At 62.0% G+C, this 24,799-nt stretch carries 23 protein-coding genes; 11 read left to right on the top strand and 12 right to left on the bottom strand.

The features are described from left to right. Positions 1-58 precede the first annotated feature (58 nt). Both AC0J1C_RS17085 and AC0J1C_RS17080 read left to right on the top strand, forming a co-directional pair. Positions 59-2,560: a circularly permuted type 2 ATP-grasp protein gene (locus AC0J1C_RS17085; protein WP_473044954.1), complete on the top strand. Its 2,502-nt coding sequence runs from the start codon at positions 59-61 to the stop codon at positions 2,558-2,560. 10 nt (positions 2,561-2,570) lie between these two features. Next, on the top strand, positions 2,571-3,524 hold the full coding sequence (locus tag AC0J1C_RS17080; RefSeq protein WP_473044953.1) for a transglutaminase family protein: 954 nt from the start codon (positions 2,571-2,573) through the stop codon (positions 3,522-3,524). On the opposite strand, the gene AC0J1C_RS17075 is transcribed toward AC0J1C_RS17080, so the two are convergent. Next, the gene (locus AC0J1C_RS17075; RefSeq protein WP_473044952.1) at positions 3,482-4,435 is read right to left on the bottom strand and encodes an alpha/beta hydrolase; all 954 of its coding nucleotides are present in this window, start codon (positions 4,433-4,435) and stop codon (positions 3,482-3,484) included. The two genes, AC0J1C_RS17080 and AC0J1C_RS17075, sit on opposite strands and share 43 nt — an antisense overlap. A gap of 109 nt (positions 4,436-4,544) precedes the next feature. On the opposite strand from AC0J1C_RS17075, the gene AC0J1C_RS17070 reads away from it, so the two are divergent. The 4 genes from AC0J1C_RS17070 (at position 4,545) to AC0J1C_RS17055 (ending at position 7,498) form a co-directional block, all read left to right on the top strand. Continuing rightward, on the top strand, positions 4,545-5,546 hold the full coding sequence (locus AC0J1C_RS17070; RefSeq protein ID WP_473044951.1) for a GlxA family transcriptional regulator: 1,002 nt from the start codon (positions 4,545-4,547) through the stop codon (positions 5,544-5,546). Positions 5,547-5,666: 120 nt separating this feature from the next. Then, complete coding sequence (locus AC0J1C_RS17065; RefSeq protein WP_473044950.1) at positions 5,667-6,290, top strand: MarC family protein; 624 nt, start codon at positions 5,667-5,669, stop codon at positions 6,288-6,290. 34 nt (positions 6,291-6,324) lie between these two features. Beyond that, a complete protein-coding gene (locus tag AC0J1C_RS17060; protein WP_473044949.1) occupies positions 6,325-6,900 on the top strand; it encodes a gamma-glutamylcyclotransferase in 576 nt (191 codons plus the stop codon). Positions 6,901-7,048: 148 nt separating this feature from the next. After that, a complete protein-coding gene (locus AC0J1C_RS17055) occupies positions 7,049-7,498 on the top strand; it encodes a hypothetical protein (protein ID WP_473044948.1) in 450 nt (149 codons plus the stop codon). Between the two features lie 63 nt (positions 7,499-7,561). Here AC0J1C_RS17055 and AC0J1C_RS17050 read toward each other — a convergent pair whose 3' ends face one another. The 4 genes from AC0J1C_RS17050 to AC0J1C_RS17035 form a co-directional block, all read right to left on the bottom strand. Continuing rightward, a complete protein-coding gene (locus AC0J1C_RS17050) occupies positions 7,562-7,858 on the bottom strand; it encodes a type II toxin-antitoxin system RelE/ParE family toxin (protein ID WP_473044947.1) in 297 nt (98 codons plus the stop codon). Next, positions 7,858-8,097: a type II toxin-antitoxin system ParD family antitoxin gene (locus AC0J1C_RS17045; protein WP_226597236.1), complete on the bottom strand. Its 240-nt coding sequence runs from the start codon at positions 8,095-8,097 to the stop codon at positions 7,858-7,860. Before AC0J1C_RS17045 ends, AC0J1C_RS17050 begins: the two co-directional genes overlap by 1 nt. Before the next feature lie 150 nt (positions 8,098-8,247). Next, positions 8,248-8,604: a DUF3703 domain-containing protein gene (locus AC0J1C_RS17040; RefSeq protein WP_014420763.1), complete on the bottom strand. Its 357-nt coding sequence runs from the start codon at positions 8,602-8,604 to the stop codon at positions 8,248-8,250. Between the two features lie 64 nt (positions 8,605-8,668). Then, the gene (locus tag AC0J1C_RS17035; protein ID WP_014420764.1) at positions 8,669-9,565 is read right to left on the bottom strand and encodes a cation efflux transmembrane domain-containing protein; all 897 of its coding nucleotides are present in this window, start codon (positions 9,563-9,565) and stop codon (positions 8,669-8,671) included. A gap of 172 nt (positions 9,566-9,737) precedes the next feature. On the opposite strand from AC0J1C_RS17035, the gene AC0J1C_RS17030 reads away from it, so the two are divergent. Then, complete coding sequence (locus tag AC0J1C_RS17030) at positions 9,738-10,205, top strand: hypothetical protein (protein ID WP_041343552.1); 468 nt, start codon at positions 9,738-9,740, stop codon at positions 10,203-10,205. A 315-nt stretch (positions 10,206-10,520) separates the two neighbouring features. Here the strand turns inward: AC0J1C_RS17030 and AC0J1C_RS17025 are convergent, their stop codons facing one another. After that, positions 10,521-11,402: a DMT family transporter gene (locus tag AC0J1C_RS17025; protein WP_375192553.1), complete on the bottom strand. Its 882-nt coding sequence runs from the start codon at positions 11,400-11,402 to the stop codon at positions 10,521-10,523. Between the two features lie 249 nt (positions 11,403-11,651). On the opposite strand from AC0J1C_RS17025, the gene AC0J1C_RS17020 reads away from it, so the two are divergent. Together AC0J1C_RS17020 and AC0J1C_RS17015 are read left to right on the top strand one after the other, a co-directional pair. Beyond that, positions 11,652-12,611 (top strand): LysR family transcriptional regulator, encoded by a 960-nt coding sequence (locus tag AC0J1C_RS17020; RefSeq protein ID WP_473044946.1) that lies wholly within the window; start codon positions 11,652-11,654, stop codon positions 12,609-12,611. 134 nt (positions 12,612-12,745) lie between these two features. Continuing rightward, positions 12,746-13,051, top strand: a complete 306-nt coding sequence (locus AC0J1C_RS17015) for a hypothetical protein (RefSeq protein ID WP_473044945.1) — start codon at positions 12,746-12,748, stop codon at positions 13,049-13,051. 67 nt (positions 13,052-13,118) lie between these two features. Here AC0J1C_RS17015 and AC0J1C_RS17010 read toward each other — a convergent pair whose 3' ends face one another. Further along, a complete protein-coding gene (locus AC0J1C_RS17010; RefSeq protein ID WP_473044944.1) occupies positions 13,119-15,626 on the bottom strand; it encodes an acyl-CoA dehydrogenase in 2,508 nt (835 codons plus the stop codon). Between the two features lie 221 nt (positions 15,627-15,847). Between AC0J1C_RS17010 and AC0J1C_RS17005 the strand changes: the two genes are divergently transcribed. After that, positions 15,848-17,491, top strand: coding sequence for a methyl-accepting chemotaxis protein (locus AC0J1C_RS17005; RefSeq protein WP_473044942.1), 1,644 nt, complete (start codon positions 15,848-15,850; stop codon positions 17,489-17,491). A 28-nt stretch (positions 17,492-17,519) separates the two neighbouring features. Here AC0J1C_RS17005 and AC0J1C_RS17000 read toward each other — a convergent pair whose 3' ends face one another. Beyond that, positions 17,520-18,407 carry an AEC family transporter gene (locus AC0J1C_RS17000; RefSeq protein WP_091990988.1) on the bottom strand — a complete coding sequence of 296 codons (888 nt, stop codon included), beginning with the start codon at positions 18,405-18,407 and terminating at the stop codon, positions 17,520-17,522. 211 nt (positions 18,408-18,618) lie between these two features. Between AC0J1C_RS17000 and AC0J1C_RS16995 the strand changes: the two genes are divergently transcribed. Further along, positions 18,619-19,818, top strand: a complete 1,200-nt coding sequence (locus AC0J1C_RS16995) for a MalY/PatB family protein (protein ID WP_473044940.1) — start codon at positions 18,619-18,621, stop codon at positions 19,816-19,818. Between the two features lie 3 nt (positions 19,819-19,821). On the opposite strand, the gene AC0J1C_RS16990 is transcribed toward AC0J1C_RS16995, so the two are convergent. From AC0J1C_RS16990 to AC0J1C_RS16975, 4 genes are all read right to left on the bottom strand, one after another. Continuing rightward, positions 19,822-20,385, bottom strand: a complete 564-nt coding sequence (locus tag AC0J1C_RS16990) for a carbohydrate-binding protein (protein WP_473044938.1) — start codon at positions 20,383-20,385, stop codon at positions 19,822-19,824. 19 nt (positions 20,386-20,404) lie between these two features. Beyond that, on the bottom strand, positions 20,405-21,325 hold the full coding sequence (locus AC0J1C_RS16985) for a DMT family transporter (protein WP_473046580.1): 921 nt from the start codon (positions 21,323-21,325) through the stop codon (positions 20,405-20,407). 92 nt (positions 21,326-21,417) lie between these two features. Further along, entirely contained in the window at positions 21,418-22,812 is a 1,395-nt protein-coding gene (locus tag AC0J1C_RS16980) for a succinylglutamate desuccinylase/aspartoacylase family protein (protein WP_473044936.1), read from the bottom strand. A 243-nt stretch (positions 22,813-23,055) separates the two neighbouring features. After that, on the bottom strand, positions 23,056-24,693 hold the full coding sequence (locus AC0J1C_RS16975; protein WP_473044935.1) for an MBL fold metallo-hydrolase: 1,638 nt from the start codon (positions 24,691-24,693) through the stop codon (positions 23,056-23,058). Positions 24,694-24,799: the final 106 nt, after the last annotated feature.

Below are 24,799 nucleotides of genomic sequence, written 5' to 3'. Positions count from 1 at the left end.
ACGGGTGGCAAAGCGGCTATGCTTCTAGCTCACTGAACCAACGGAGCCCGACCTCAAGGTGGCCAAGCAGCGCGCAGTAACGGACATCATCCACCAGTATCACCCGGTGCCCGACCGGTTTGATGAACTGGGCTCCCGGGCCGGCCCCGGCAGCCACTGGCGTCCGCTGTTGCAGCAACTGAACGGCGAGTCGCTCGAGGGCCTCAACCAGAGGGCCCAGACGGTGTCCACGGCCATTGCCGAAGACGGCGTTACCTACAACGTCTACGAGGATCCCCGTGGTGTCACCCGGCCCTGGGAAGTGGACCTGCTGCCCCTGGTGCTCGGTGCGGATGAATGGCACGGCCTGTCCCGGGCGGTGGCCCAGCGTGCCGAGTTGCTGGATCGGGTTCTTGCTGATCTGTACGGAAACCAGTCGCTGCTGAAAGAGGGCCTGCTGCCCCCCGCCCTGGTCTACGGCCAGTCGGGCTTCCAGTGGCCGTGCCAGGGCATTCGCCCCGCTGGCGGCCGGTTCCTGCATCTGTATGCACTCGATCTTGGCCGGGCACCGGATGGCAGCTGGTGGGTGATGGCCGACCGCACCCAGGCGCCTTCAGGGGCGGGCTACGCGCTGCAGAACCGGTTGGTGATCTCCCGGGCGTTTCCGGCGCCCTTCCACAACCTGCCGGCTACCAACCTCGCCTCCTTTTTCCAGGCCTTCCAGAATGGCCTGGCCACTATGTCGCCGGCGGGCGACGAACGGCCCCTGTGCGTGTTGCTGACGCCGGGCCGGTTCAACGAAACCTACTTCGAACATGTGTTCCTGGCCCGCTATCTCGGCCTGCCGCTGGTGGAGGGCCAGGACCTGACCGTGCGCGACGACACCGTCTACCTGAAAACCCTCCAGGGACTGCGGCGGGTGCACGCCATCTACCGCCGGCTCGACGACGGCTTCTGTGACCCGCTGGAACTGCGGGCCGACTCGGTGCTGGGCATTCCCGGCCTGCTCGGGGCCGTCCGGGCGGGCAAGGTGCTGATGGCCAATGCCCTGGGCTCCGGCGTGCTGGAAAGCGCCGCGCTGTTTGGCTTTCTGCCGGAGATTTCCAAGAAACTGCTGGGTGAGCCCCTGGCCATGCCGTCGGTGGCTTCCTGGTGGTGTGGCGAGAAGCCGGCCCTGGATTACGTGATCGAGCATCTGGATGAGCTGGTGGTCAAACCCGCCTTCGGCAGCATGCGCATGGAGCCGGTGTTCGGTTACAAGCTCAAAGGCGCCGACCGTGATGCCCTGATCCGGAAAATGCACGCCCATCCCCATGCGTTCGTGGGCCAGGAACTGGTGCACCTTTCCCAGGCGCCGGTGTGGCGCGGCCAGCCGGATCGGCCGCTGGCCACCCGATCCATCGGCCTGCGGCTGTTCGCCGCCGCCACCCCTGGCGGCTGGCAGGTAATGCCCGGCGGCCTGACCCGGGTTGCCGCCGATGAAGGGGTGGAGGTTATTTCCATGCAGCGGGGCGGGTTGTCGAAGGACACCTGGGTGCAGGCCCGGGGTACCGCCAGTTCCACCTCGCTGCTCAAGAAGCGGTTGCAGGTATCAGACCTGCTTGATGGCGAACGGGATACCCCCTCACGGGTGGGCGAGAACCTGTTCTGGATGGGCCGGCATTCGGAGCGGGCCGAGGGCACCGCCCGCCTGCTCAGGGCGGCGTTCAACCGGCTGTCCGGCCACGACCAGGCCGGCGAGGAAGCGCTGCTGGGACTGCAGCAGGCGGCCATCCAGTTTGGCACCCTGCTGGAACCAGACGAGGACGCCGAGCTGGAGCCGCTGCCCAAGTCCCTGCTGCGGGCCGTCAGTGATCTCAAGTTGCCCGGATCCATCGCCTCCATACTGCAGGGCCTGCTGTTCAACGCCAGCCAGGTGCGGGACCGGCTGTCGGCCGACAACTGGCACACCCTCAACCGGGTTGGCCGGCCGCTGACCCCGGCGCCAAGAACGCCGGACCAGGCGGTACGGGCCCTGAACCTGGTGCTGCTGGATTGTATTTCCCTGGCCGGCTTTGCCATGGACGACATCACCCGCGACACCAGCTGGGGGTTCCTGGTGATCGGACGTCGGCTCGAACGCTTGGCCAACCTGTGTACGCTGATCTGCGTGCCGCTGTTCAGTGACCGCTTCGGCCGCAACGCCATGCTGGAGTGGCTGCTGGAGGTGGCCAACTCGGAGGTGACCTACCGCACCCGATACCGCCGCACGCCTGAACTGCTCGGGGTTCTGCATACCCTGGTGATGGATGCCAGCAACCCTCATTCGGTCATGTTCCAGGTGCGCCAGCTCCAGAAAGACCTGCCGGAAATGGGCCGGAAGACCGGCCAGCTGTTCCCGCCGGACCTCGGCGACTGCCTACAGAGTTTGCGGGCGGTGGACCTTCACGAATTCGAGCGCAAGCGGCCAGACAAGGCCTGCGAGGCGCTCGCCGAAACGCTTTACGCGGTGCGTGACGAGGTCTATCGTGTATCCGATGAAATTCAGCGCCAGTATTTCATCCATACCCGGTATTCGAACCGGTCCGTGACACCGGATTGAGGCCGCAGCCATGACGTTCGTTCGCTACCATGTGCGCCACGAGACCCTGTACCGGTACGACCAGGTGGTCGGCGAATCTCATCACCTGCTGCGGCTGACGCCCCGACCAATGCCCTGGCAGCGCAATCTGGAACACCATCTGGCCATCGATCCCGACCCCTCGGTGCGGCGCTCCTTCCTCGACAGCTTCGGCAACCGGATCACCGCCATTCATTTCACCGAAGAACACGAGTACCTGGAGATCATCAGTGAGTTCTGGGTGGAGCTGCGAGATCGCCCGAAACCGTCGGGCGAGGCGCTCAAAGTGACCTGGGAGGCGGTGCGTGATGCCCTTCGCTATCGGGCCGACCGACCCTTCACCCCCGAGTTCCTGGAGGCCGCGGCGTTCCGTTTTGTTTCGCCCAATGTGCCCATTGATTCTCAGTACGCCAATTACGCCAGTGCCGCCTTTCGGCCGGGCCGTCCCCTGGTGGAGGCCGCCGACGACCTGATGCGGATGATCCACCGGGATTTCAGCTTCGATCCCACCGCCACCGAGATTTCAACGCCGGTGGAGCAGGCGTTCAAGGCCCGGCGGGGCGTGTGCCAGGACTTCTCCCAGATCATGATCGCCTGCCTGCGGTCGGTGGGGCTGGCGGCCCGCTACATCAGCGGTTATATCCTCACCCATCCACCGGCGGGCAAGGAACGGCTGGTGGGGGCCGATGCCACCCACGCCTGGGTGGCCCTGTTCGTGCCGGGATTTGGTTGGCTGGAGCTGGACCCCACCAACGCGGTGCGGCCGGATCTGGAGCACATCACCCTTGGCTGGGGCCGGGATTTCTCCGACGTTACCCCCTTGCGAGGGGTGCTTCTGGGCGGCGGCGAACACGAGCCGGAGATCGCCGTCACCGTGGTACCGGAGGCAGAGTTCGGATCGCTCTACACCGAGGGCGATACCTTCCTGGAGGAGCTTTCGTCCTGACCGCGCTGGCGCTCTGAGGGCGCGCCCAGATCGGTCAGCACCCGGTCGATTACCAGCGGGCTCCACAGAATGCGGTTATGGCCCAGGCCGCTGGTGCGAAGCAGTTCCGCGTTCTGCCATTGCGCCGCCACCCGCTCGCTGTCCTCCGTTGCGATCGACGCGTCGTCATGGTCGATGACAATCAGACCTCTCTGGGTCATGGATCGGGCAAGGGCCTGCAGGTCGAACTGTTGCCAAACGCTCGCCCCGAACCGCTCCTCCATCAGTTGCAGATGAACAGCCAGCACCTCCGGGCTCAGGGCCAGCTGCCGTCCCAGGCTGCGCATGACCCCGCGCAGTCCGGACGGTGGCGCCAGCAGCGCCAGATACTCCGCATCCAGCCCGTCCTGAATGGCCCTGGCAGCCGCCAGTGCACCCATGGAATGGGCCATCACGCCGTGCACGCCACCAACGCTGGCGGCCACGCTGCGCAGGACATCCGCCATCTCGAACAGATCGGTATTCTCGCCCTGGGCGCGGCCATGGGCCGGCGCATCGTAGAGCACCACGCGATAACCCGCCGCTACCAGTGGTGCCACCCAGGCGCCGAACTGTATGCCCGCGCCGGACCAGCCGTGCACGCCGAGAATAGTCGGCCCCTGGCCCCAGGTGTACACCGGGATGGTGCGGGTACCGTGCTGCAACTGGGTATAGCTGTCGGCGGTGTCGAACAGGTGTTCATAGCGGCCCGGTGCGGGTAGCCGGGAGGGCCGGAAGGCCATCCGGTGCACCAGTCGGCCCGCTTTCACCGGCGACAGGCGGCCATAAAGGCGCAGGGCCAGCTGTGTGGTGGATAACACCCGATTGCGGCGCACCTTCACCTGTGCGCCGGGAGCGATAACCGGGGATTGCACGTTCAGTTTCGAAGTCATGGCACACCTCCTTGATCTGGTGTGGTGAGTGACAGCTTCAGGTTAAGCCTTGTCTCCGATCGCAACGAGTGTCATATTTGACATATAAAGTGCGAAAAGGGCCATTACCATGATGAACGTTGCCGTTGTTGCCTTGCCCAACTGTCACGCTTCGGGGGTGCACGGTGTGATGGATTTCTTCACCGTGGCCAACTTCTGCGCGCAGGTGCCCGGTTCCCGGGATTCGGCGCCGTTCAACGCCCAGGTGGTGACCGTGGATGATCAACCGGTGCGGGGCTACAGCGGCGCCGTAGTGACGCCCACTGTCCCGCGCGCTGAGTTCCAGCCGGACCTGATTGTGGTGGGTTCCTCGGTTGAGGCGGCCGTCAGCCTCGCTGCCCTGGACCGCACGCTGGCACCGGCGATTCCGCTTCATGGCTGGCTGCACCAGGCCTTTGACCGGGGCGTGGTACTGGCCAGTGTGTGCACCGGCAGTTTTGTGCTCGCCGAGGCGGGCCTGCTCGATGATCGGGTGGCCACCACGCACTGGCGGGCGGCGCATCTGTTCCGGGCCCGTTACCCGCATATCCGCCTGGAGGAGGACCAGTTGCTGGTAGACAGCGGCCAGATCATCTGCGCGGGCGGTGCAACGGCGTTTGTCGATCTTTGCCTCTATCTGGTCGAGCGGTTTGCCTCGCCGTCGGTGGCACTGGCCTGCAGCAAGATGCTGGTGCTGGATGGTCGTCGTGTGGAACAGACGCCCTATATGGCCTTCTACAGCCAGAAGGCCCACAGTGATGACGCCATTCGCCGGGCCCAGGCCTGGCTTGAGCAGCACTTCGCAGAACCGGTCAGCATCGACGATGTCGCCGCCGTGGCCGGCCTGGGCACCCGAACCTTCAAGCGGCGGTTCAAGGAGGCCACCGGTGAGACACCCATCGGCTACCTCCAGCACCTGCGGATCGAGGCGGCCAAGCACCGGCTGGAATCGAGCCGGGAGCAGACCGCCCGGATTATCTGGGGCGTGGGGTATGAGGACGCCAGTTCCTTCCGGCGGCTGTTCAAGCGCACCGTAGGCTGTACCATGGAGCAGTATCGCCGGCGTTTCAGTTACGTCACGCCGGCGGCGTAACGGCAACGGCATCGCGGGGGCAGGGCCTGCGCGAGCCAGTCATAGGTTGTCTTCCTTACGGCAAACCGGTCGGCAGCAGGCTATGCTTGCGGGCTTTTGTGAAACCCTGGACCACCCGGAATGATTGACACGTTTTTCTCCACCTACCTCAGCAGCACCATCCGCTTCCTGTTTCTGTTGGCCCCGTTCTTTGTGGTCACCATGTTCCTGGCGCTGACCCGGGGTCTGCCGGCGCCGGAGAAGGCGTCGATCATCCGGCGGGCCTGCGTGTCCGCCTTCGTGCTTGGCCTGGTGCTGTTCTTTGCCGGGCCGCTGCTGTTCAGTGCCATCGGCATTACTCTCAACTCCTTCCGGATCGGTGCCGGCAGCCTGCTGTTCCTCACCGCCATCAGCCTGGTTACCAGTGGTACCCGCAACCACGCCACCGGCCTGCCCGAGGAGGACCGCGACGACATCGCCGTGGTGCCCCTGGCCATTCCGGTGATGATTGGCCCGGCCACCATCGGTGCGATTCTGGTCTACGGCGCCGAGCTCAAGTCCTTTGCCGAGGTAACCGGTGGCCTGCTGGGCCTGGTCTCCGGCCTGTTGATCCTGGCGGTTCTGCTGCATCTGTCCGGTTATCTGGAGCGGGCGCTGGGCAAGACCGGGCTGAACATTCTCTCCAAGATCAGCGGCCTGATCCTGTCCGCCATGGCGGCGGAAATCGTGCTGACCGGCATTGCCGGCTTTATTGCCTCCACCTAAAGTAGGCCTGTCCGGGTTCCGCGCAGAGAGTGTGATGTCCGCAAACACTATTGAACACAACCGCAACCGCTACAATTTCGCCGGCGTGGAGTCGGTGTGGCTGTTCGGCTACGGCTCGCTGATCTACAAGGTGGATTTTCCGTTCCTGGAGCAGCGCCCGGCCTCCATTCGTGGCTGGGAGCGGCGCTTCTGGCAGGGTTCCCACGATCATCGGGGCACGCCGGAGCAGCCAGGGCGGGTGGTCACCCTGATCGAAAAACCGGGCGCGGTTTGCAAGGGCATGGCCTTCCGGGTGTCGCCCAGCGTCTTCGAACACCTCGACGTGCGCGAGAAAAACGGCTACCTGCGCCTGAGCACCACGCTCACCTTCGACGATGGCAGCCACGCCGAGGGCCTGGTGTACATTGCCACCGAGGATAACGAAGCGTTTCTGGGCCACGCCCCGGACGCCGACATTGCCCGCCAGATTGCCGCGGCCTCGGGGCCGAGCGGCCCCAACGCCGAGTATTTGCTGCGCCTTGCCGACTCCCTCCGAGCCCTCGGTGCCGACTGCCCCCACACCTTTGCCCTGGAAGCGCATCTGCGATCTGCCCACTCCAGCGACAGCTGAACGTCAAGCTGGCCCCATCTCACGTAAAAATCCTGCAAAGCCGCCCTCCGGGCGCTGACAACCGCCGCCGGTTCGATAATCTGGCTCAAGAGGCATTCGGCATGGGACCGGATGCGGACTCTGTCCCTGGAAAAACCGGAGGATAATCATGAAGCGATTACTGATTGGAAGCCTGGTCACCGCGTTGCTGACGCTGTCTGCCCCCACCATGGCCGATGAGCGGCGCAGTGTTGGCTGGCAGAACCCCGGCGGGCAGGGGTTGGCGGTGCCACCGGGCCACCAGAAACATCTGCTGCCGGCCCATTACCGCGGCGATTCCCGCGACCGTTACGACCACCGGCGAGGCCATGACCGCCACCACAAATGGAAGCACGGGCACCGCAAGCATCATGGCGGCTACCACAAACGGGATGACAGGCGCGAGTGGCACGGGCACCGGGACCGGCACGATCGTTACGACCGGCACCGTTACGGCTACAAGCACCCGGGCGGCCATTATCGAATCCGGCTGGGCTATGGCGACCACCTGCCGCCCGAGGCTCGCATTGGCCGCATTATTCACGACACTCACGTGCTGATTGAATCGAATCGGCGTTGAGGTCTGGGCTCTGGAGCCGGTGTAGGGGATTAATAAGCCTGAAAACTTACCGGCTTTTATGCCCTAAAGCAGATGCCCCCCGGGCAACATGCGTTTGTGCAGGATGCGGATAATATCGTCAATACCTCCAGGAGCCAGCCGATAGAATATGATGTGGCTCCCTTGAGGATACTGTCGGTAGCCCGGACTTATTTCATCGCAAGCTTGCCCCAGGTTCGGGTTGTCAGCCAGAAGATGGAAGCATTGATCGAACTGAAGAACATAGTGGTTTCGTTGATCTCGTCCCCACTCACGCTCCGTGTAAAGGGCAATAGATTTCAGGTCAGCTTTGGCCTTCCTGGAAAGCTGGAAATTCGTCATCACCGCCCTTCGTTATCCAGTTCACGAATAAACGAATCATAGGAGTAGTCTTCAAAACCACTGTCTTCGCCTTCCTTGAGCAGCTTACGAAGTGTGGTCAGACGTGTTTCAGATTCTTCAAGCAGGCGTAATGCGGCACGAACTACCTCGCTGGTTGAGCTGTATCGGCCACTTTTGAGCTGTTCTGCAATGAACGCATCAAAATGTTGACCGAGAGTGATGCTGGTGTTCTTTTGCATGGTGCCACCCCACTAGTACCAATAATTGGTATATTCTGGTTCAACTGGTGTAGCAATGCAATCCACGCGACAAGAGCGTGTTTGCAGGCGTTATCCCATCATCTCAACGTCTGATATGCGAGTGTTCCGAGCTAAACAAAAGCGAACATTCTAGTCACGCCTTCCCTCCGCCTCCGAAAGCACCACTGCCAAATCCTCGGGCACCGGCATGGGTGCAAACGCGCTGACGTTTGCACGACCGGTGTTTCCGACCGGAACCCAAATTCGGGAAAAGACCAGGGCGGCAATGGTTCGGGTCAACTGCCCCAGCACCTCACGAACGTCTCTTGTTCGCCAACCCAGTCTGAGCATCCGTAAGTGGGTTGCAGCGTGCGCCAGAGCATATTTCTGGCTGAGGATATGGGCACGTTCCAGATGGGTGAAGGCTGTCTGGAAATCGCCTGCGCCTTCCGCCCTGCCTGTCGCCTCAAGCTCCGCAATATAGGATGGCTTCAGTTCACTGTGCATTGATGTTTACTCCCCGTAGATTGGCAACGGCAAGCCGATAATCGACCGCCTGCCCCCGAAAGGTTCAGCCTTTCAGTGCCAGTATGCGTTTGGCACCCATCAAGACGATGCCACCGACAATTCCGCCAATAATCAGATCTGGGTAGTTGGACCCGGTCCAGGCAACGAGCAGCCCCGCAAGTATTACCCCCAGGTTGATGACCACGTCGTTGGCTGAAAATATCCAGCTGGCTTTCATGTGAGCACCGCCTTCACGGTGTTTTGCGATCAGGAGCAGGCAACTGATATTCGCAATGAGAGCAACAGAGGCGACGGCCATCATCATTAACGACTGAGGATCACTGCCGAACAGAAAACGTCTGCTAACTTCAACCAATACCCCAGCGGCAAGGATAAGCTGGAGGATGCCTGCCACATGGGCCGCTCTGACCTGCATTTTGATGCCGTGCCCAACGGCGTAAAGTGCGAGACCGTAGACGGCGGCATCGGCAAGCATGTCTAGCGAGTCTGCAATCAGGCCAGCGGACTGGGCGATCAGGCCCATCGTCATCTCGACCAGAAACATCAGGCCGTTGATTGCCAGCAGTATCCATAAAGTGCCGGATTCTTCGCTTTCGTTGGCCTTAGAAGATTCAGCCGCTCTGACGGATTCAGCGCTGGCGTCTTCTGTCCGCTGCAAGGAAGCACCCAGGCCCAGGTTTTCCAGTTTGCTGGTAATAGGACCGGTTTCTCCATGGTGGATAATTTCCAATGTACGACCCGATAAATCGAATGACAGCGACTGAATGTTTTCAACGCCAGTCAGTGCCATTCGAATCATTCGCTCTTCCGAGGGACAATCCATTTTTGGTATTTTGTAGGTGCTTAGCTGGCTACCTGTTTCGGCGGTGGCGCGTCCCTGAAACTTGTCATCTACGACAGAGTCTTCACTACCACACTGCCCATTGCAGGGTTTGCTCATTTTCTCGGCTCCGGTTTTCGTACAAATGATGCAATTTAAAACCCTGTAGCCACTACAGGGTCAATAACTAATCTACACTAGTAGTCGTCAAAATCGGCGTTTGTCTGGATAAAGATCTACAATGATAAGTGCGATGATGTGGACGTCTAATTTTATTTCGAGGGTAAACTTTATGATTTCATTTAAAGGACTTACAGCAACCGCTGCGTTGTTGGTTTTTCCTGCATTCGTGCTAGCGCATGGTGATCAAGGCTCATGGCAAGGGCATGGTCCTGGCATGATGATGGATCAGGAGCAAATGCAACAGATGCACCAGAACTGGTCTCACATGAACCAGCTGATGCAACGCATTCCTGATGAAGCTTCACCGCAAGAACGGCAACGATTGATGCGAGAACACAGGGAGGCGATGCAAGAGCAAATGGGTTTTATGCATCACGGTATGATGGGCCCCGGCATGATGCGTGGACAAAACGGCATGATGGGAGGTCAGCACATGATGAACGGCGGCGGTAAATCAAAGAATGGTGGTAGTCTGTCTAACGAGCAACAAATTCAGATGATGCAGGAGCGCATGGATCAAATGCAGCTGATGATGGAGCAAATGCTGCAATACCAGCAAAATCTAAAGGTAGAGTGATCGAGAAGCCTTCAAATACTTTTACTTAACAGACGCGTAGTAACTGGCGAGTTTGATAGGCTGAAGTTTGTGAAAACGGCGCAGTAGCTGGGTTTCGGTCTCAACGAAATCCCTGGCCTTTTACGGCTGGAAGATGGCGCTCTGGGCACCACTTCGAATGTTCGCTTTGCGACCACTCTGAACCTCCGCTAATCCGCCTTTAGCGCCCCACTCACTATCGAGTCACCTGTTCCGCCGAATCAATGACCCTAACCCCACAACAGACCCTGCAGATGGGATCGGGCCATTCCTGGGCCTCTCTGATGGCCGCGAGCATCAACCATTCACCGTCTGAACCTGCAACACCCGGTGACTGCGCTGCCGCGAGCGCAGGCCCAGCATAATCAGTGGCACCACAATCATGGCGCTGCCCACGGCGAACCAGACGTCGGGCACTTCGCCGAACCAGATCCAGCCAATCCCCACGGCCCAGATCAGCCCTGTGTATTCGGCGCTGGTTACCTGGTTGGCGTCCACCTGGCGATAGGCCAGCAGCACGGTAATGTTGTAACCGAGAATCAGCAGGGCAGAGCCGGCGGCGCTCACCAGCATGCCGGCGTTCCAGTCGGCACCTTCCCAGTAGGCGAGGGCAGCGGCGGCCGGCAGGATCAGCAGGTAGTTCAGGAACAGCTTGTGCACGGTGCTTTGCTGTCGGGGCAAGGTGCGCACCATGACGGCGTTAAGCGCCAGTGCCAGTGCCGAGCCCAGGGCGGCAATGGCGGCCCAGTTGAACTCAACCGGGCGCAGGATGACGATAATGCCGGCGAATCCGCTGAACACGGCCACCACGCTCAGCGGTGTCAGCCGCTCACGGAACACCAGGGCGGAGAGCACCATGACCAGTATGGGCGCGCCGTAGAACAGGGCGTTGGCTGTGGCCAGCGGCAGGTGGCTGAGGGCAACCACCATGCACAGGATGCCCGCCAGATGGATGTGCGCCCGCAGGGTGTGGATGCCCAGGCCGCTGAACAGGTGCTGGCGGTTGAGTTGGCCGAGCAGGGGCATGAGGAACGCCAGGGTGAACAGGCAGCGCAGGAAGGCAAACTGGAAGATCGGGGCACCCGGTTCCAGCAGTTTGATGAACACATCGGAGCCGATGGCCAGGGCGTTGCCGATGACCAGTAGCAGGATGGCGCTGTTGATGGTCTTGCCTGACATTTAACCTCTCCCTCGCGGTTCATAAACTTTCGAGCAAGAGGCGCTCGGTCAGGTTGCTTCCGAAAACCGCTGCGAGTACGTCCATGTACGCTTGCTTTCCGCCATCCATGGCTCCAAGCATTTTCGAAAGCAACCTGACCGACCACCTCCCGGGACCCGTTCGTGGGTTCCCAATGCAAGGGAATTCTATGTGTGCTTAACTATCCGATAAAATGATCAATATTCTTCCACTATTAGAAAATTCGATAGATGCGTCTGCCACCCCTGAAATCCCTGCCCGTGTTTGAAGCCGTCGCCCGCCTGAAGAGTTTTTCCCAGGCGGCTGAGGAGCTGGCCATTACCCAGAGTGCGGTGAGTCACCAGATCAAGCAGCTGGAAACCTACCTCGGGGAACGGCTGTTCTGGCGTTCGGGGCGGTCGGTGACCTTGACCGATGAGGGACGTCAGTATCTGGACGGGATCAGCTCGGCGCTGTTGCAGATTGAACGGGCGAGCGAGGCGTTGCTGGGGCATGAGGAGTCGCTGTTGCGGCTGTCGGTGTTCAGTTCTTTTGCCGTACGGTGGCTGGTACCAAGACTGCCGGATCTGAAGCGGCAGCACCCGCAGCTGGATCTGTCGCTGGAGATGAGCAGTGCCAACCCGGTGCTGTCGGATCGGGTGGCGGACTGTTTCATCACGGTCAAGCCCAACTCAACCGCGTTCAGTTATGAATTGCTGTACGAGGAACGCCTGTTCCCCGTTTGCAGCCAGGATTACTGGCAGAAGATTCGTCGGGAGCTGGGTCTGGAGGACGTCACCGGGGATCCGGCGTCGGTGTCACTCACGCCGGCCCAGGTCGCGGAATTTCCGTTGCTGTCGACTCACAGCATCTATGATCGGCAGGGTGGTGACTGGGAGGCCTGGTATCGCGAGGCCGGTATGGCGCTGCCGGCCTCAAGCCGCTTGCTACACTCCAGTCATATGCTGCTGTCACTGGAGGCGGCCCGGTTTCACCAGGGCATTGCGCTCACCAACGACTACATGCTCAGCACCCGCCGGGATTCCAGCGACTTCGTACGCCTGCCCTGTCATTCGGTGATGACCGGCGACAGCTTTTTCTTTGCCTGGAAAACCAGCCGTCGGCGGGAGCGGGGCATTCAACTGCTGCGCCGGTGGCTGGTTTCGGAGGCGATTGCCGGGGGGCTGCGTCCGGAAATTCTGCCCGAGTGACGGGTATTCAGGCGAAAGCGGGCGAAGCAGGGAACGAAGCACCGCCTGTGCGCGTGTAGACAACAGGGTCGGGAGAGTAGGAGACTGGTTTATCCATCCCGCCCGAAGCGATTTTCAACAGGAGCAAGGCAACCATGCACAAAGCAGTATTTGCTGTCGCAATCACATGTCTGATGGGCGCGGCTTTGCCCGCAAGCGCAGGTAACCACAGCGCAGAATTGCCGCCCGGTTTGCAGAAGAAAATTGAGCAGGGCAAGCCGCTGCCTCCCGGCTGGCAGAAGAAAGTGAACCTGGGCCCGGGAGATCGTCTGTACAGGGATCTGTACGATTATGGCGAGGTGCGCGACATTGGCGACGGGCGCCAGGAAGTTAGGGTGGAAGACCGGATCTACACGGTGATCAAGGACACCCGCGAGATCATCGATATCCTCGACCAGTAACCGGTACCCGCTCTTACCCCTGTAAGACCGCTGGCGCGCCCATCGTGCGGACGCGCCAGCGCAACGGTCACTCCTCTTCCCGGGGCGGGCGTTCCACCACCTTGCGCTTGCCCTTGGCGCAGCGACTGAGCGCTTTCAGGCCATCGGCGTCGAAGGCATCCACCCGGATCACGTCGTAGAGGGCTTCCAGCGCTTCCAGAAGCTTGTCGCATTCCTCTTTTTTCACGATGCCCTGATCGCAGGCCCAGTCCACCAGTTCCTTGCGTTGATGGCCCATCAGCAGAGCGATACCGTCGATCTGGTCCTCGTCGCGGTTGCGGATGGCTTCGTGCAGCCGGCTGCGCATCTCGGCGGTTTCGTGAGCAAGCTTGTAGGCGTTCAGCACCCGGCCCAGGGAATCCTCAGGATCCATGGTGGTGTAGGCGCCGCGGCTGATGCGCTTGCGTACCGGGGTGTCCTTGACGATGGTTTCGGCCACCCGGGCGCCCAGCTTGTCGTCCGGCCCGTTCAGGCCGGTGGCGCCGAGCGGGAATACCAGCAGTCGCAGAGGCCAGCGCAGGGCTGGCACCGGGAAGTTGATGATCGCCTCGCGCATGGAGCCCTGCAGGTCCCGCAGGCAGGTTTTCAGGCACCATTCCACCAGGGGCCGCTGATCGTCCGGGTAGCCTTCCTCATGCCACTGTTTGATCACCGCGGTGGCGTAGTACAGCTGCACCAGGCAGTCGGCCATTCGGCCGGACAGCCGCTGGCGGGCCTTGAGGCCGCCGCCGACGGTGAGCAGGGTCACATCGGTCATCAGGGCAAACGCCGCCGAAAACCGCGCCAGTTGCCGGTAGCAGGGTTTGATGTTGCCCTGGCGCGGCACCGACTCCAGCCAGCCGTGGCTGAGCCCCAGCACAAGGGACCGGAGCGCGTTGCGGGTGGTGTGGGCCAGGTGGCGGTAGAAGATACCGTCGAATTTCTTCGCCGCGCGGTCTTCGTCTGCCATGCCGGCGGCCTCGATCTCTTCCACGATGAACGGGTGGCAGCGAATCGCGCCCTGGCCGAACACCATCAGGCTGCGGGTCAGGATGTTGGCGCCTTCCACGGTGATGCCGATGGGCACGGCCTGGTAGGCCCGGGCCAGGAAGTTACGGGGCCCGGTAATCACACCCCGGCCGGCGACCACGTCCATGGCGTGGTTGATCACTTCACGCATCAGGTCGGTGTTGCGGTACTTGAGCAGCGCCGAGGGCACCGAAGGCCGTACGCCACGATCCAGCATGCCCGAGGTGAGCAGCCGGGCGGCGTCCATCATGTAGGTGTAGCCGGCAATGGGCTCCAGCGCTTCCTGAACGCCCTCAAACTGGCTGATGGAGCGCCCGAACTGCTCCCGGGTGTAGGCGTAGGAGCCGGTCGCCAGGCTGGCCACCTTGCCGGCACCGGTGCCCAGGGCCGGCAGGGAGATGGAGCGGCCAATGGACAGGCATTCCAGCAGCATGGTCCAGCCCTTGCCGAGCATGTCCTGGCCGCCAATGACCTGCTCCATGGGAATGAATACCTCGTTGCCCCACGTAGGCCCGTTCATGAACACGGTGTTCATGGGCAGGTGCCGCGCGCCGGCGTTTACGCCTTCGGTGTCACGGGGCACCAGCACACAGGTCACGCCTATGTCATCGCTCTCGCCCAGCAGTTTGTCCGGGTCATAGACCTTGATCGCCAGGCCAATCAGCGTCGCCACCGGCGCCAGGGTGATGTAGCGCTTGTTCCAGGTAACTTTCAGGCCCAGCACTTCCTTGCCGTTCCACTTGCCCTTGCAGACGATGCCCTTGTCAGGGATGGCGCCGGCGTCGGAGCCGGCCACCGGAGAGGTCAGGGCAAAGCAGGGAATCTCCTCGCCACCGGCCAGGCGGGGCAGGTAGTGCTGTTTCTGCTCATCCGTGCCGTAGTGCATCAGCAGCTCGCCCGGGCCCAGGGAGTTGGGCACCATCACGGTGACGGCGGCCGAGACGCTGCGGGTGGAAATCTTCATCACGATTTCCGAATGGGCGGTGTTGGAAAAACCCAGACCACCATCCTCTTTGGGAATCACCAGCCCAAAAAACCCGTTCTCCCGGATGAACTTCCAGACCTTGTCCGGCAGATCGTACTGCTCGTGAGTGATTTTCCAGTCGTCGAGCATGGCGCAGAGTTTTTCCACCGGGCCGTCCAGGAAGGCCTGCTCCTCGCTGGTGAGGTGTGCCGGCTTGGCATCCAGCAGCTTGTTCCACCTGGGCTGGCCGGAGAAGAGTTCGCCGTCCCAGTCCACGGAACCCGATTTCAGTGCTTCGGCCTCGGTGTCGGAGAGTTTGGGCAGGCGGCTGCGCACCCAGCCCAGCAGTGGTCGACTCAGCTTGTCGAGGCGCAGGTCGCCCGGAATGACCAGTATCAGGGCCAGAGCCAGCAGGCCGCCACCGAACAGGATGCTGAGCAGGTGCCAGTCGTCCTGGAACAGACCAACAACGGTGGCGATGGCCATCACCGCTGCGGCGGTGGTACCGCCAATACCGAAATAGATTAGCACCAGGGCACTGATCAGCAGGAGAAGAACACTCATGGGCAGACCTCCATATCGTGAATGCAATAACCAGAAGCTGTTATTTACCATCGGCCAAAGTATCGGCGGTTGCAAGGCCCCGGCGGGTGAGATGTAAAGATTGATTGCAGGAATGAAAAGTGTTGTCACATGGGCAGTATTTTCGGGCGATTGATTGATCCAGTCTGCAACTTTTTCTGAATACATAGCCTCATCCAATAAAACGGACCCGGAGTGTATTCATGATTGGCCCGCTCACCGTCGCAAAACGTCTTGCCCTTGGCTTCGGCCTCATTCTTTCGCTGATGATCGCGGTCAGCCTGATTGGTAACCAGCGTGTCGGCTTTATCGACCGGACCCTGACCGAGGTGGGCGAGGGCGCCGCCGTCAAACAGCGCTACGCCATCAACTTCCGCGGCAGTGTGCATGACCGGGCCATTGCCATTCGCGATGCGGTGTTGGTTGAGAACGACCGCGAGCTGCAGACGCACCTCGCGGACATCGAGCGCCTGAAAACCTTCTATCGCGATTCGGCCGGTCCCATGGATGCCATGTTCGCCAGCAAGGGGGCCACCGACCGGGAGCGGGAGCTGCTGAACGCCATCAAGGAGATCGAGCGACGTGCACTGGCCCTGACCGAGGAACTCCTTGAGCTGCGGCTGGCGGGGAAGATCGATCAGGCCCGGGCGTTCCTGCTCAGTGACGTCTCCGGTGCCTATTCCGAGTGGCTCAAGCGGGTCAACGCGTTTATCGATTACCAGGAAGAAGTGGTCACCAGTGGTGTCGACGAGGTCCGGGAGGCGGCCGGTACCTTCAATACGCTGAATCTCACGGTAACCGGCCTTGCCGTGATTCTGGGTGCCCTGGTGGCTGTCGTTATTATCCGCCGACTCAAGAAGATTCTGGGTGGCGAACCGGAAGATGTGGCCAGCGCCATTCGCCATCTGGCCGACGGTGTGCTGGACCAGGATCTGCAGACCCGGTACCCGGACAGCGTGATGGGCGCCCTGCAGGACACGGTTGAGCGGCTTGCCGGCATTATTCACGAGGTTCGGGCGGCGGCAGAGGAACTGTCCAATGCCTCCAACGAACTTGAGGGCACCTCCGAGAACAACAGCCGGCAGATTCGCTTGCAGGCCAGTGAAGCCGAACAGATGGCCACCGCCGTGAACCAGATGGCGGCAACGGTGAACGAAGTGGCCGGCTTTGCCGCAAGCGCCGCGACTGCCACCCAGAAGGCCGACGCCGAGGTTGAGAGCGGTAACCGGGTAGTAGAGGAAACTGCCAGCTCTATCGGGCGGCTGGCCCAGACCCTGGAGCAGGCGTCGCAAACGGTTCAGCGGGTGTCTGAAGACAGTGCCAACATTGAAAAGATCATTGAAGTGATCAACGCCATTGCCGAGCAGACCAATCTGCTGGCGCTCAACGCCGCCATCGAGGCCGCCCGGGCTGGTACCCACGGCCGTGGCTTCGCGGTGGTGGCGGACGAAGTTCGGTCCCTGGCGTCCCGGACCCAGGATTCCACCCGGGAGATCCAGGAAATGATCGGCACCCTGCAGGCCGGCGCCGGCCAGGCATCCAGCGAGATGGAAAGCAGCCGGGAGCTGGCCCGTACCACCGTCGACAAAACCCGTGAGGCCGAGGAGGCCCTGGCCCGCATCCGCAGCGAGGTGGGTGCCATCAACGACATGAACGCGCAGATCGCCAGCGCTTCGGAGGAGCAGAGCTCGGTGGCCGAGGAAGTGAACCGGAACATCAGCCGCATTCACGATGCCACTGTGGAAACCTCCGCCGGCTCCGATCAGGTAGCTGGAGCCAGCCGCGACCTGGCGGTGCTGGCGGGCCAGCTGCGCTCCCGGGTGAGCGTGTTCCAGCTGAAAGGCTGAACCTGATAAGCGTTACAGCGCCGCCGGCTCACACGTAGCCGGCGGCAAACACCAGGCCGAGCACCACTGGCATCACCACCAGGCTCGCCAGGTTACTGAGCAGCACCAGGGAGGCCACCGTGTGCGGTTCCTGCTGGTATTGTTCCGCCACCATGTAGTTGAGTACCGCCGGCGGCAGGGCCGCAAACACCCAGAGCGCGGCGATCTGCAGGCCGGGCAGGTCGAGCAGAGCAATCATCGGCCAGGCCAGGATCAGGCCACTGGCCGGGCAGGCAATCGCGCCGAGCAAACCGAGCTTCCAGTCACTGAAGTCCACATCGAGCATGCGCACGCCCAGGGCGAACAGCATCAGCGGGATACACACCCCGCCGAGCATGTTGAGGGTTTCCAGCAGCCATTCAGGCAATTCCACGCCCCCCAGGTTGACGGCAAGGCCGGCAATGCTGGCAAAGACAATGGGTAATCGCAGTCGCTTGATGATGGAGGTGTGTGGGTCCAGCATGTACAGGCCCACCGAGAAATGCAGCAGCATCTCAACGATGAACAGCACCACCGCCGCCGGCAGCGCGGCATCGCCGAACGCCAGCACCAGAATGGGGATGCCCATATTGCCGGAGTTGTTGAACATCATCGGCGGCAGGAAGGTTTTCAGATTCAGCTTGAGAACCTTCGCCAGCGGGTAGAGCACAATGCCCGATCCCAGCACCACCACCGTGGCTGCCAGTGCCAGCTGGGCGTAATCCTGCAGGGGGGCCTTCTGGTCGGCCAGTACCGCGAAGACCAGCATGGGCACGAACAGTTCCATATTCAGAACATTCAGGCCCTTGATATCGGGCGTGCGGTAACGTCCATACAGGGCGCCGCACCCGGCAATCAGGAAGACCGGCAACATGGTGGACAGAATCTGACCAATCATGGACATGGGCTCCGGGAGGTTGTGGCTCTTGTTTCAGGTTAAACCGTTAGGTTCGCAAGTATCAGCCCATCCGGGCAAGGAAAATTCGCCGGTCTTAGACCAAAGCCGGATGAACGGACCCGATTGAGGGGCCGGTGAGCGCGGTTGCGGTTGCCGGTCCGGCCCACCACAATACCGCTAACCCGTTTTAACGTTGCCGTGGAGAGCGCCCGTGTCCAATCCCTTCGATGTGCCGGTGTCCAGAGAGCATACCTGCTCGGTGAAATTTGATGCCCGCAAGGCGGTGTTTGGCCGTGATGACGTCATTCCGGTGTGGGTTGCCGATATGGACTTCGCGGCCCCGGAGGCGGTCACCCGGGCGCTGCAGGAGAGAGCGTCGCACCCCGTTTATGGTTACACCCTGTTCCCGGACTCCCTGTATCAGTCGATGATCGACTGGTTTGCCGACCGCCACGGCTGGCGGATTGAGCGCGAGTGGATCCTGATGGCGCCGGGCGTGGTGCCGTCCCTGAACGCCGCGTGCATGGCCTATGCGGCGCCGGGAGAGGGCGTGATCATCCAGCCGCCGGTGTACCCGCCGTTCTTCAGTTCGGTCCGGCACAGCGGGCGCGAAGTGATTGAAAATCCACTGGTACCAGACGAGGAGCGGCCAGGCCACTACCGGATGGATCTGGACCATCTGGAGGCGTGCGCGGCGCGGCTGGATGCCCGGATTCTTCTGCTGTGCTCCCCCCACAACCCGGTGGGCCGGGTCTGGTCCGAGAACGAGCTGCGGGCGGTTCTAGCCATTGCCCGGCGACACGAGCTGGTGGTGATTTCCGACGAGATCCACTGCGATCTGACCTTCCCGGACAAACCCGGCCACACGGTGCTTGCCAATCTTGCTGGTCCCGAGGATGCCCTGGTAACGGCGGTGGCCCCGAGCAAGAGCTTCAACATGCCGGGGCTTGGATTGTCGGCCCTGGTGATTGCCGATCCCGAACTCAGGAAGGCCATGAAGTCGGTCTTTGAATCCATGCATCTGCCCCAGTGCAACCCCTTCAGCACCGCCGGATTTGAGGCGGGCTATCGCCATGGTGGGCCCTGGCTCGACCGGCTGATGGATTATCTGCAGGGTAACCGGGATTTCATTGCGCAGGCGGTGGCAGAGCGGCTGCCCGGCATCCGGGTGACGGCGCCGGAAGGCACCTACCTGATGTGGCTGGACTGCCGTGAGTTGTGTCGAGACCGGGACCTGGACGATGCCGGCCTGAAGCGCTTTTTCGTCAGGCAGGCCGGCGTGGGCATGAATCCCGGCCTGTCCTTTGGTGAACAGGGCAGCGGCTTCATGCGGCTGAACATCGGCTGCCCGAGATCGGTGCTCGAACAGGTTGTCGACCGCATAGAAGCGGCACTGAAGACCTCCGGCTGAACCTTACAGCGCTTCCAGGGCGCAGTGCTCCTTGACCAGCTGCCAGCGTGGCGGCTCGGTCATGCCCGGCATATCGCCATTGGTGGGCCGGATGGCCTCCCAGATCTGCCCGCCGTGGGTGGCGAGGCTGCCAACCGTGTAGCTCCGGGAAAACTGCCAGGGATCCGGTTTTTCGCACTGGCCGAGGTCGTTCATACCGCGCTCGGAGGGCCCGGCTTTGGGTGTTTCCGGCACCGCCTTCCCGCCACCGCCATTGGCAGCGCTGCCGGCGGCGTCCTTTCCGGCACCTTCGGGCGCTCGCCCGGGCTTGCCGCAGTCGGGTACGGAATCCAGCTCAATCCATTCAAAGGTAATGCCCGGCTCCAGCCCCTGGTGCAGTTCCCGGGATTCGTACCAGTCGCCCTCGTGAAAAACCACGGTGCCCGCCGGGTAATAGCGGCTGGGAATCCACTCGGAGGCCTCTGGGTCGCAGGGCTGGGCGGCCGCCGAGAGCGAGGTGGTGGCACCCGCGAGAAACAGGACCAGGCAAAAGACGCGTCGAAGGATGGGGGGCAGGGAATCAGTCATGGGCGTTTCCTTTTGCGGGTTAGCGTTGCGGGCGATAGTGTGCACGACGACCGGTCTGTGTGGCCAGCAGCAGGCCTGCGAGGATCAACAGGCCACCGATCACGTGGAACAGGCCAAGGGATTCGCCAAGAAACACGGAGGCCAGAATGGAGGCGAACACCGGAGTCAGGTACATGAAGATGGCCGCCCGTGCCGGCCCGATCGTGTGGACACCGTGGTTCCAGAAACCATAGGCCAGGATACCGGGAAAGATGGCGAAATAGAGCAACGGCAGCGCCGTGCCCTGGGAGAGCTCAAAGCCGCCGGAGAACAACATCAGATCCGCCAGATAGAATGGCAGGATGACCACCGTGCCAAGCAGGATCTGGGTGGTGAGGAACGTCAGGGCCGGCAGTGGTACCGCCTGGCGCCGCAGCAGTACCGAGAACAGTCCCCAGCTGAACACGGCCGCCACCATGATCAGATCGCCGGCCTGGGCCTGGAGGCTGGTCAGTACCGAGAGGTTGCCCCGGGCAACCACGGTGGCGATGCCGACAATGGCCAGGGCGATACCCAGGGCCTGCAGGGGCCGGGTACGGTCGCCCAGGAGCACCCAGGCCAGCAGTGCCACGAAAATGGGAATGGTGGCATTGATCAGCGCAATGTTGGTGGCGGTTGTGGTGGTGGCCGCGAAATAGAGCAGCGAGTTGAACGCGGCCACGCTGAAGGTGGCGAGGGCCAGCATGGAGCCGAACCGCTGACGGATGGTGTGCCGATGACGCCACATACCGGGCAGGCCGAACGGCAGCAGGATTGCCAGGGCAATGATCCAGCGCCAGAACGACATGGAAAGTGGGGGAATGCTGTCTACGGTGCCGCGGGCGACAACCGCGTTGCCGGCCCAGAACAGGGGCGTCAGCACCAGGCCAATGTAGGCCAGGCCAGGAATACGGGCCAGGATTCCCTGGTTCTCTCCCTGTTTCTCACCAGAGCTATCTGAAGACACTGAGGCTCCTATGGGGTCGTGGTCTCGCCCAAAAAAAGCCTAGCATACTACTCTCCGGGCACTTCCGCCTCTGTACCAATGTGGTAGGCGGCGAACCCTGCCATCACCACCTGATCCACCGCCATACCTATCACCCGGCCGTCGCTGGTTGAGCGGATAGGGTGCTGGGCGTTGGTAATGGGGTCGGAGACGTAACCCAGGATCTCGCCCTTGGACACCCGGGCACCCAGTTCGATTTCGCTGAACAGGATGCCCCCGTGATCGGCGCGGATCCAGTCAGAATCGTAATAGACCGGCTCCGGATCACCCCACACGAACATCCGGGAGATCATGCCCTGGCGCTCCATCAGGCTGGTCAGGCTGTTCACGCCGGCACTGATCTGGTGTTGCTGGATGCGGTGGGATTCACCGGCCTCGAGGGTCACCGTGCGGATGCCGGCGGCCACCGCAGCAGAGCGCAGCATGCCCGGTGAGCCGGTGCTGTGCACCACCGCCATGCGGTCAAAGCCGCGGGTGAACTCGGCCACCTCCGGGTTGTTCATGTCGGCCCGCAGCTGGGGCAGGTTGGTGCGCTTGAGCGAGCCGGTGTGGATGTCCACCAGCATGTCGCACTTGCGAATCACGTTCTCGAACAGCGAATGGGCGATGCGATCAGCCAGGCTGCCCTCCGGGTGGCCGGGGAAGTGCCGGTTCAGGTCGCGCCGGTCCGGCAGGTAGCGACTGCCCTGCTGGAACCCGGGCAGGTTGACGATGGGAATGCCGACCACGCGCCCCGACAGCTTTTCCGGGTTGAGGTCGTACATGGTCTGGCGAATGATCTCGATGCCGTTGAGCTCATCACCGTGGATGGCGCCGGTCAGACACAGGGTGGGGCCGGCGTTAACGCCGTTTACCACCAGCACCGGGGTTGGCTGGGACAGACCGGCAATCTGGATGCCGGGGGTCCACGCCAGCCGGGTGGAGGTGCCGGGCATGACATCGCTGCCGAGAAGTGTGAACACTTCTCCGGGCAGAATCTCCGGCTCCGCAGCGGTACCGGTGTCCTCCGTCGCTACCTCCGGCCCGGGCGGTTCCCCCGTCTGGCCCGTCTGGGTGGCAGGCTGGGCTTCAGGCGGCGGCGCCACCTGTTTGAGATCGATGTTCGGTGCCACCTTGCGGGCCGGCGACGAGGGGGTATCGACTCCGGCACCGGTGCGCGCGCTGGCGGTTGCGGCACTGCGTTTCTCCCGGTCGGCGGTTTTCAGTGGTACCGATTCTTCGACATCCGCCACGCTTTCATCTTCTGCCAGCTCGGCAACCAGCACGTCCGACTTCTTGCCGGTACTGGCTGACCCGGTTTCCCCCTGGGCGGGCGCAGCATTGGCCGACAGGGCCAGCCAGGGTGTGACCAGGCCCGCAATCAAGGCATGGCGAATGGGTGATGAAAGCCGCGTAAACAGCATAGTGGTTTCTGTCCCGTCCTCTCGGTTCAACCGTGTGCGTGCAAGGATAGAGTGGCGGTGGCAGTCTTGAATACGGCTGTAACAAAGGTTTAATGCCGTCTACATGAAAGCCTGAGAGCGGCGCAGGGCCGCCCGGAATCCTTACCGCTGGGGCGTTTTGCATTGCTGTTACATTTATACGCCCGAGCGGAGGCCGACAACAGAAGGGTTTTGCGAAATCCGGTGTGCGTCTGTTACGTCCGGTTAGTTCGCGTGTACCAGGTGCCATTGGTCGCCGTCCTGGTAGGCCCGGTGTTCGGCCTCCAGCTTCAGCAGGTGCGCCAGGGCCGACCGTGCCGCCAGGCCGTGAATGGCGGCCGGTACGTCGTCATAGGCCCTGGCCGTTAGCGACTTGAGATCCGTCGGCGCCAGGGTCTCCAGGGCCCGCATCACCTTGTGCTCCCGGGACAGCCGGTGGGTAATCAGGAAATCGATGACCGCCGGCGGGTGCCCGATCAGAAAGCCATGGGCCGGCGCAATGAACCGGATGGACTCTGCCAGCAGATCGTACAGCGACTCGATGTAGGCTTTCATATCGCCGTCCGGCGGATTGATCACCACCGTGGAGCCCTGCATGATGTGGTCGCCGGAGAACAGCAGCTGCTGGTCTGCGAGCAGGTAACACAAATGGTTGGAGGCGTGCCCGGGGGTATGCAGCACCTTCAGGATACCGGCCTCGGTCACGATCAGATCGCCATGCTCCGGCTCATCGTCGGCCACAAAGGTCTGGTCCTGGCCCGCACCCTCCGGCGCCGGCCAGCCGAACACCCGGCAACCGGTCCGCGCTTTCAGCTCGGCCACCGCCGGTGAATGATCCTGATGGGTGTGAGTCACCAGCACCTGATCAATCACCCCGCCGGTCAGTTCCAGAATCCGCTCGATGTGGGTGTCCTTGGCCGGGCCTGGATCTATCACCGTAAACTGCTCGTGGCCCAGGATGTAGGTATTGGTGCCAGGCCCGGTCATCATGCCCGGGTTGGGCGCTGTCAGCCGCACCACCCGCGCGGCCACCTCAACCGGCTCCCCCGGGACGATCTCCGCCTTCGTCGAGCCCTCGCCCTCCGGATCCAGCTTCACCGCCTCATCGTAGGCCGGCGCACCGGGTTCCAGGGTTACCGGTTTGCCCTTTTTCATGGCCGGCCATGTCTCGCTCGGATAGGGCTCCGGCGGATTGGCATGGGCGTAACGCATCAGTGCGTCGGTGGTGTCAAAGTCACTGAGAATCCGCAGCGTGCGTATGGTTGGCAGCCCCAGCAAACGCCGGCCGTTGCGATGCTCTTCCAGCGCCTGCTCCGGCCGCAGCCAGACATGATCGATGGTCTCAATGCCATCGTGACTGGCCAACTGGCCCTCCGGCAGCGGCGTCACGAAAAACCGCGTATCAAACCGCCGCGGCGGCCCCGGAGGCGTAATCCAGTGCCCGAGATAGGCCAGCCGGTCCAGAGGAATCGACAAACCGTGCTTCCGGCACAGCTGGGCCAGCGTCAATTCGCCATCAAACAACGCCTGCCTGTCACCATGGGCCGGATGATCCCCGGCAACCGGCTTGCCCTGTTGATCCATCGCCACCAGAATCCCGGACTCCTCGAAACACTCCCGAACCGCCGCCAACATGTAATCCGCGCCGCCTTCGTCGACGCTTAACGTCTGACTGATCTCGGCGTCGCCGGCCCCGATCGCGTGCTCCCGTCCATGGGGTTCATGTTCCTCAACCCGGCCACCGGGAAACACAAAATACCCGGGCATAAACACGGCGTCCCAGGTGCGTTGAAGCAGCAGGACTTCTATGCCTACCGATGTATCTCGGGCCAGAACAAGAGTGGCAGCAGGGCGAATTTCCATAAAACTCCAGATGCGTTCGTTGTTTTTCAGCGCGCGAAAAGAGTAAGAATGATGGTTGGGAAAGGCCTTCCAAAACTGTCTGTCGCCACGGATGGTGACAGTCAAG

It is taken from the genome of Marinobacter sp. E2, assembly GCF_055755345.1.
This window is presented reverse-complemented; position numbering and strand designations above follow the sequence as displayed.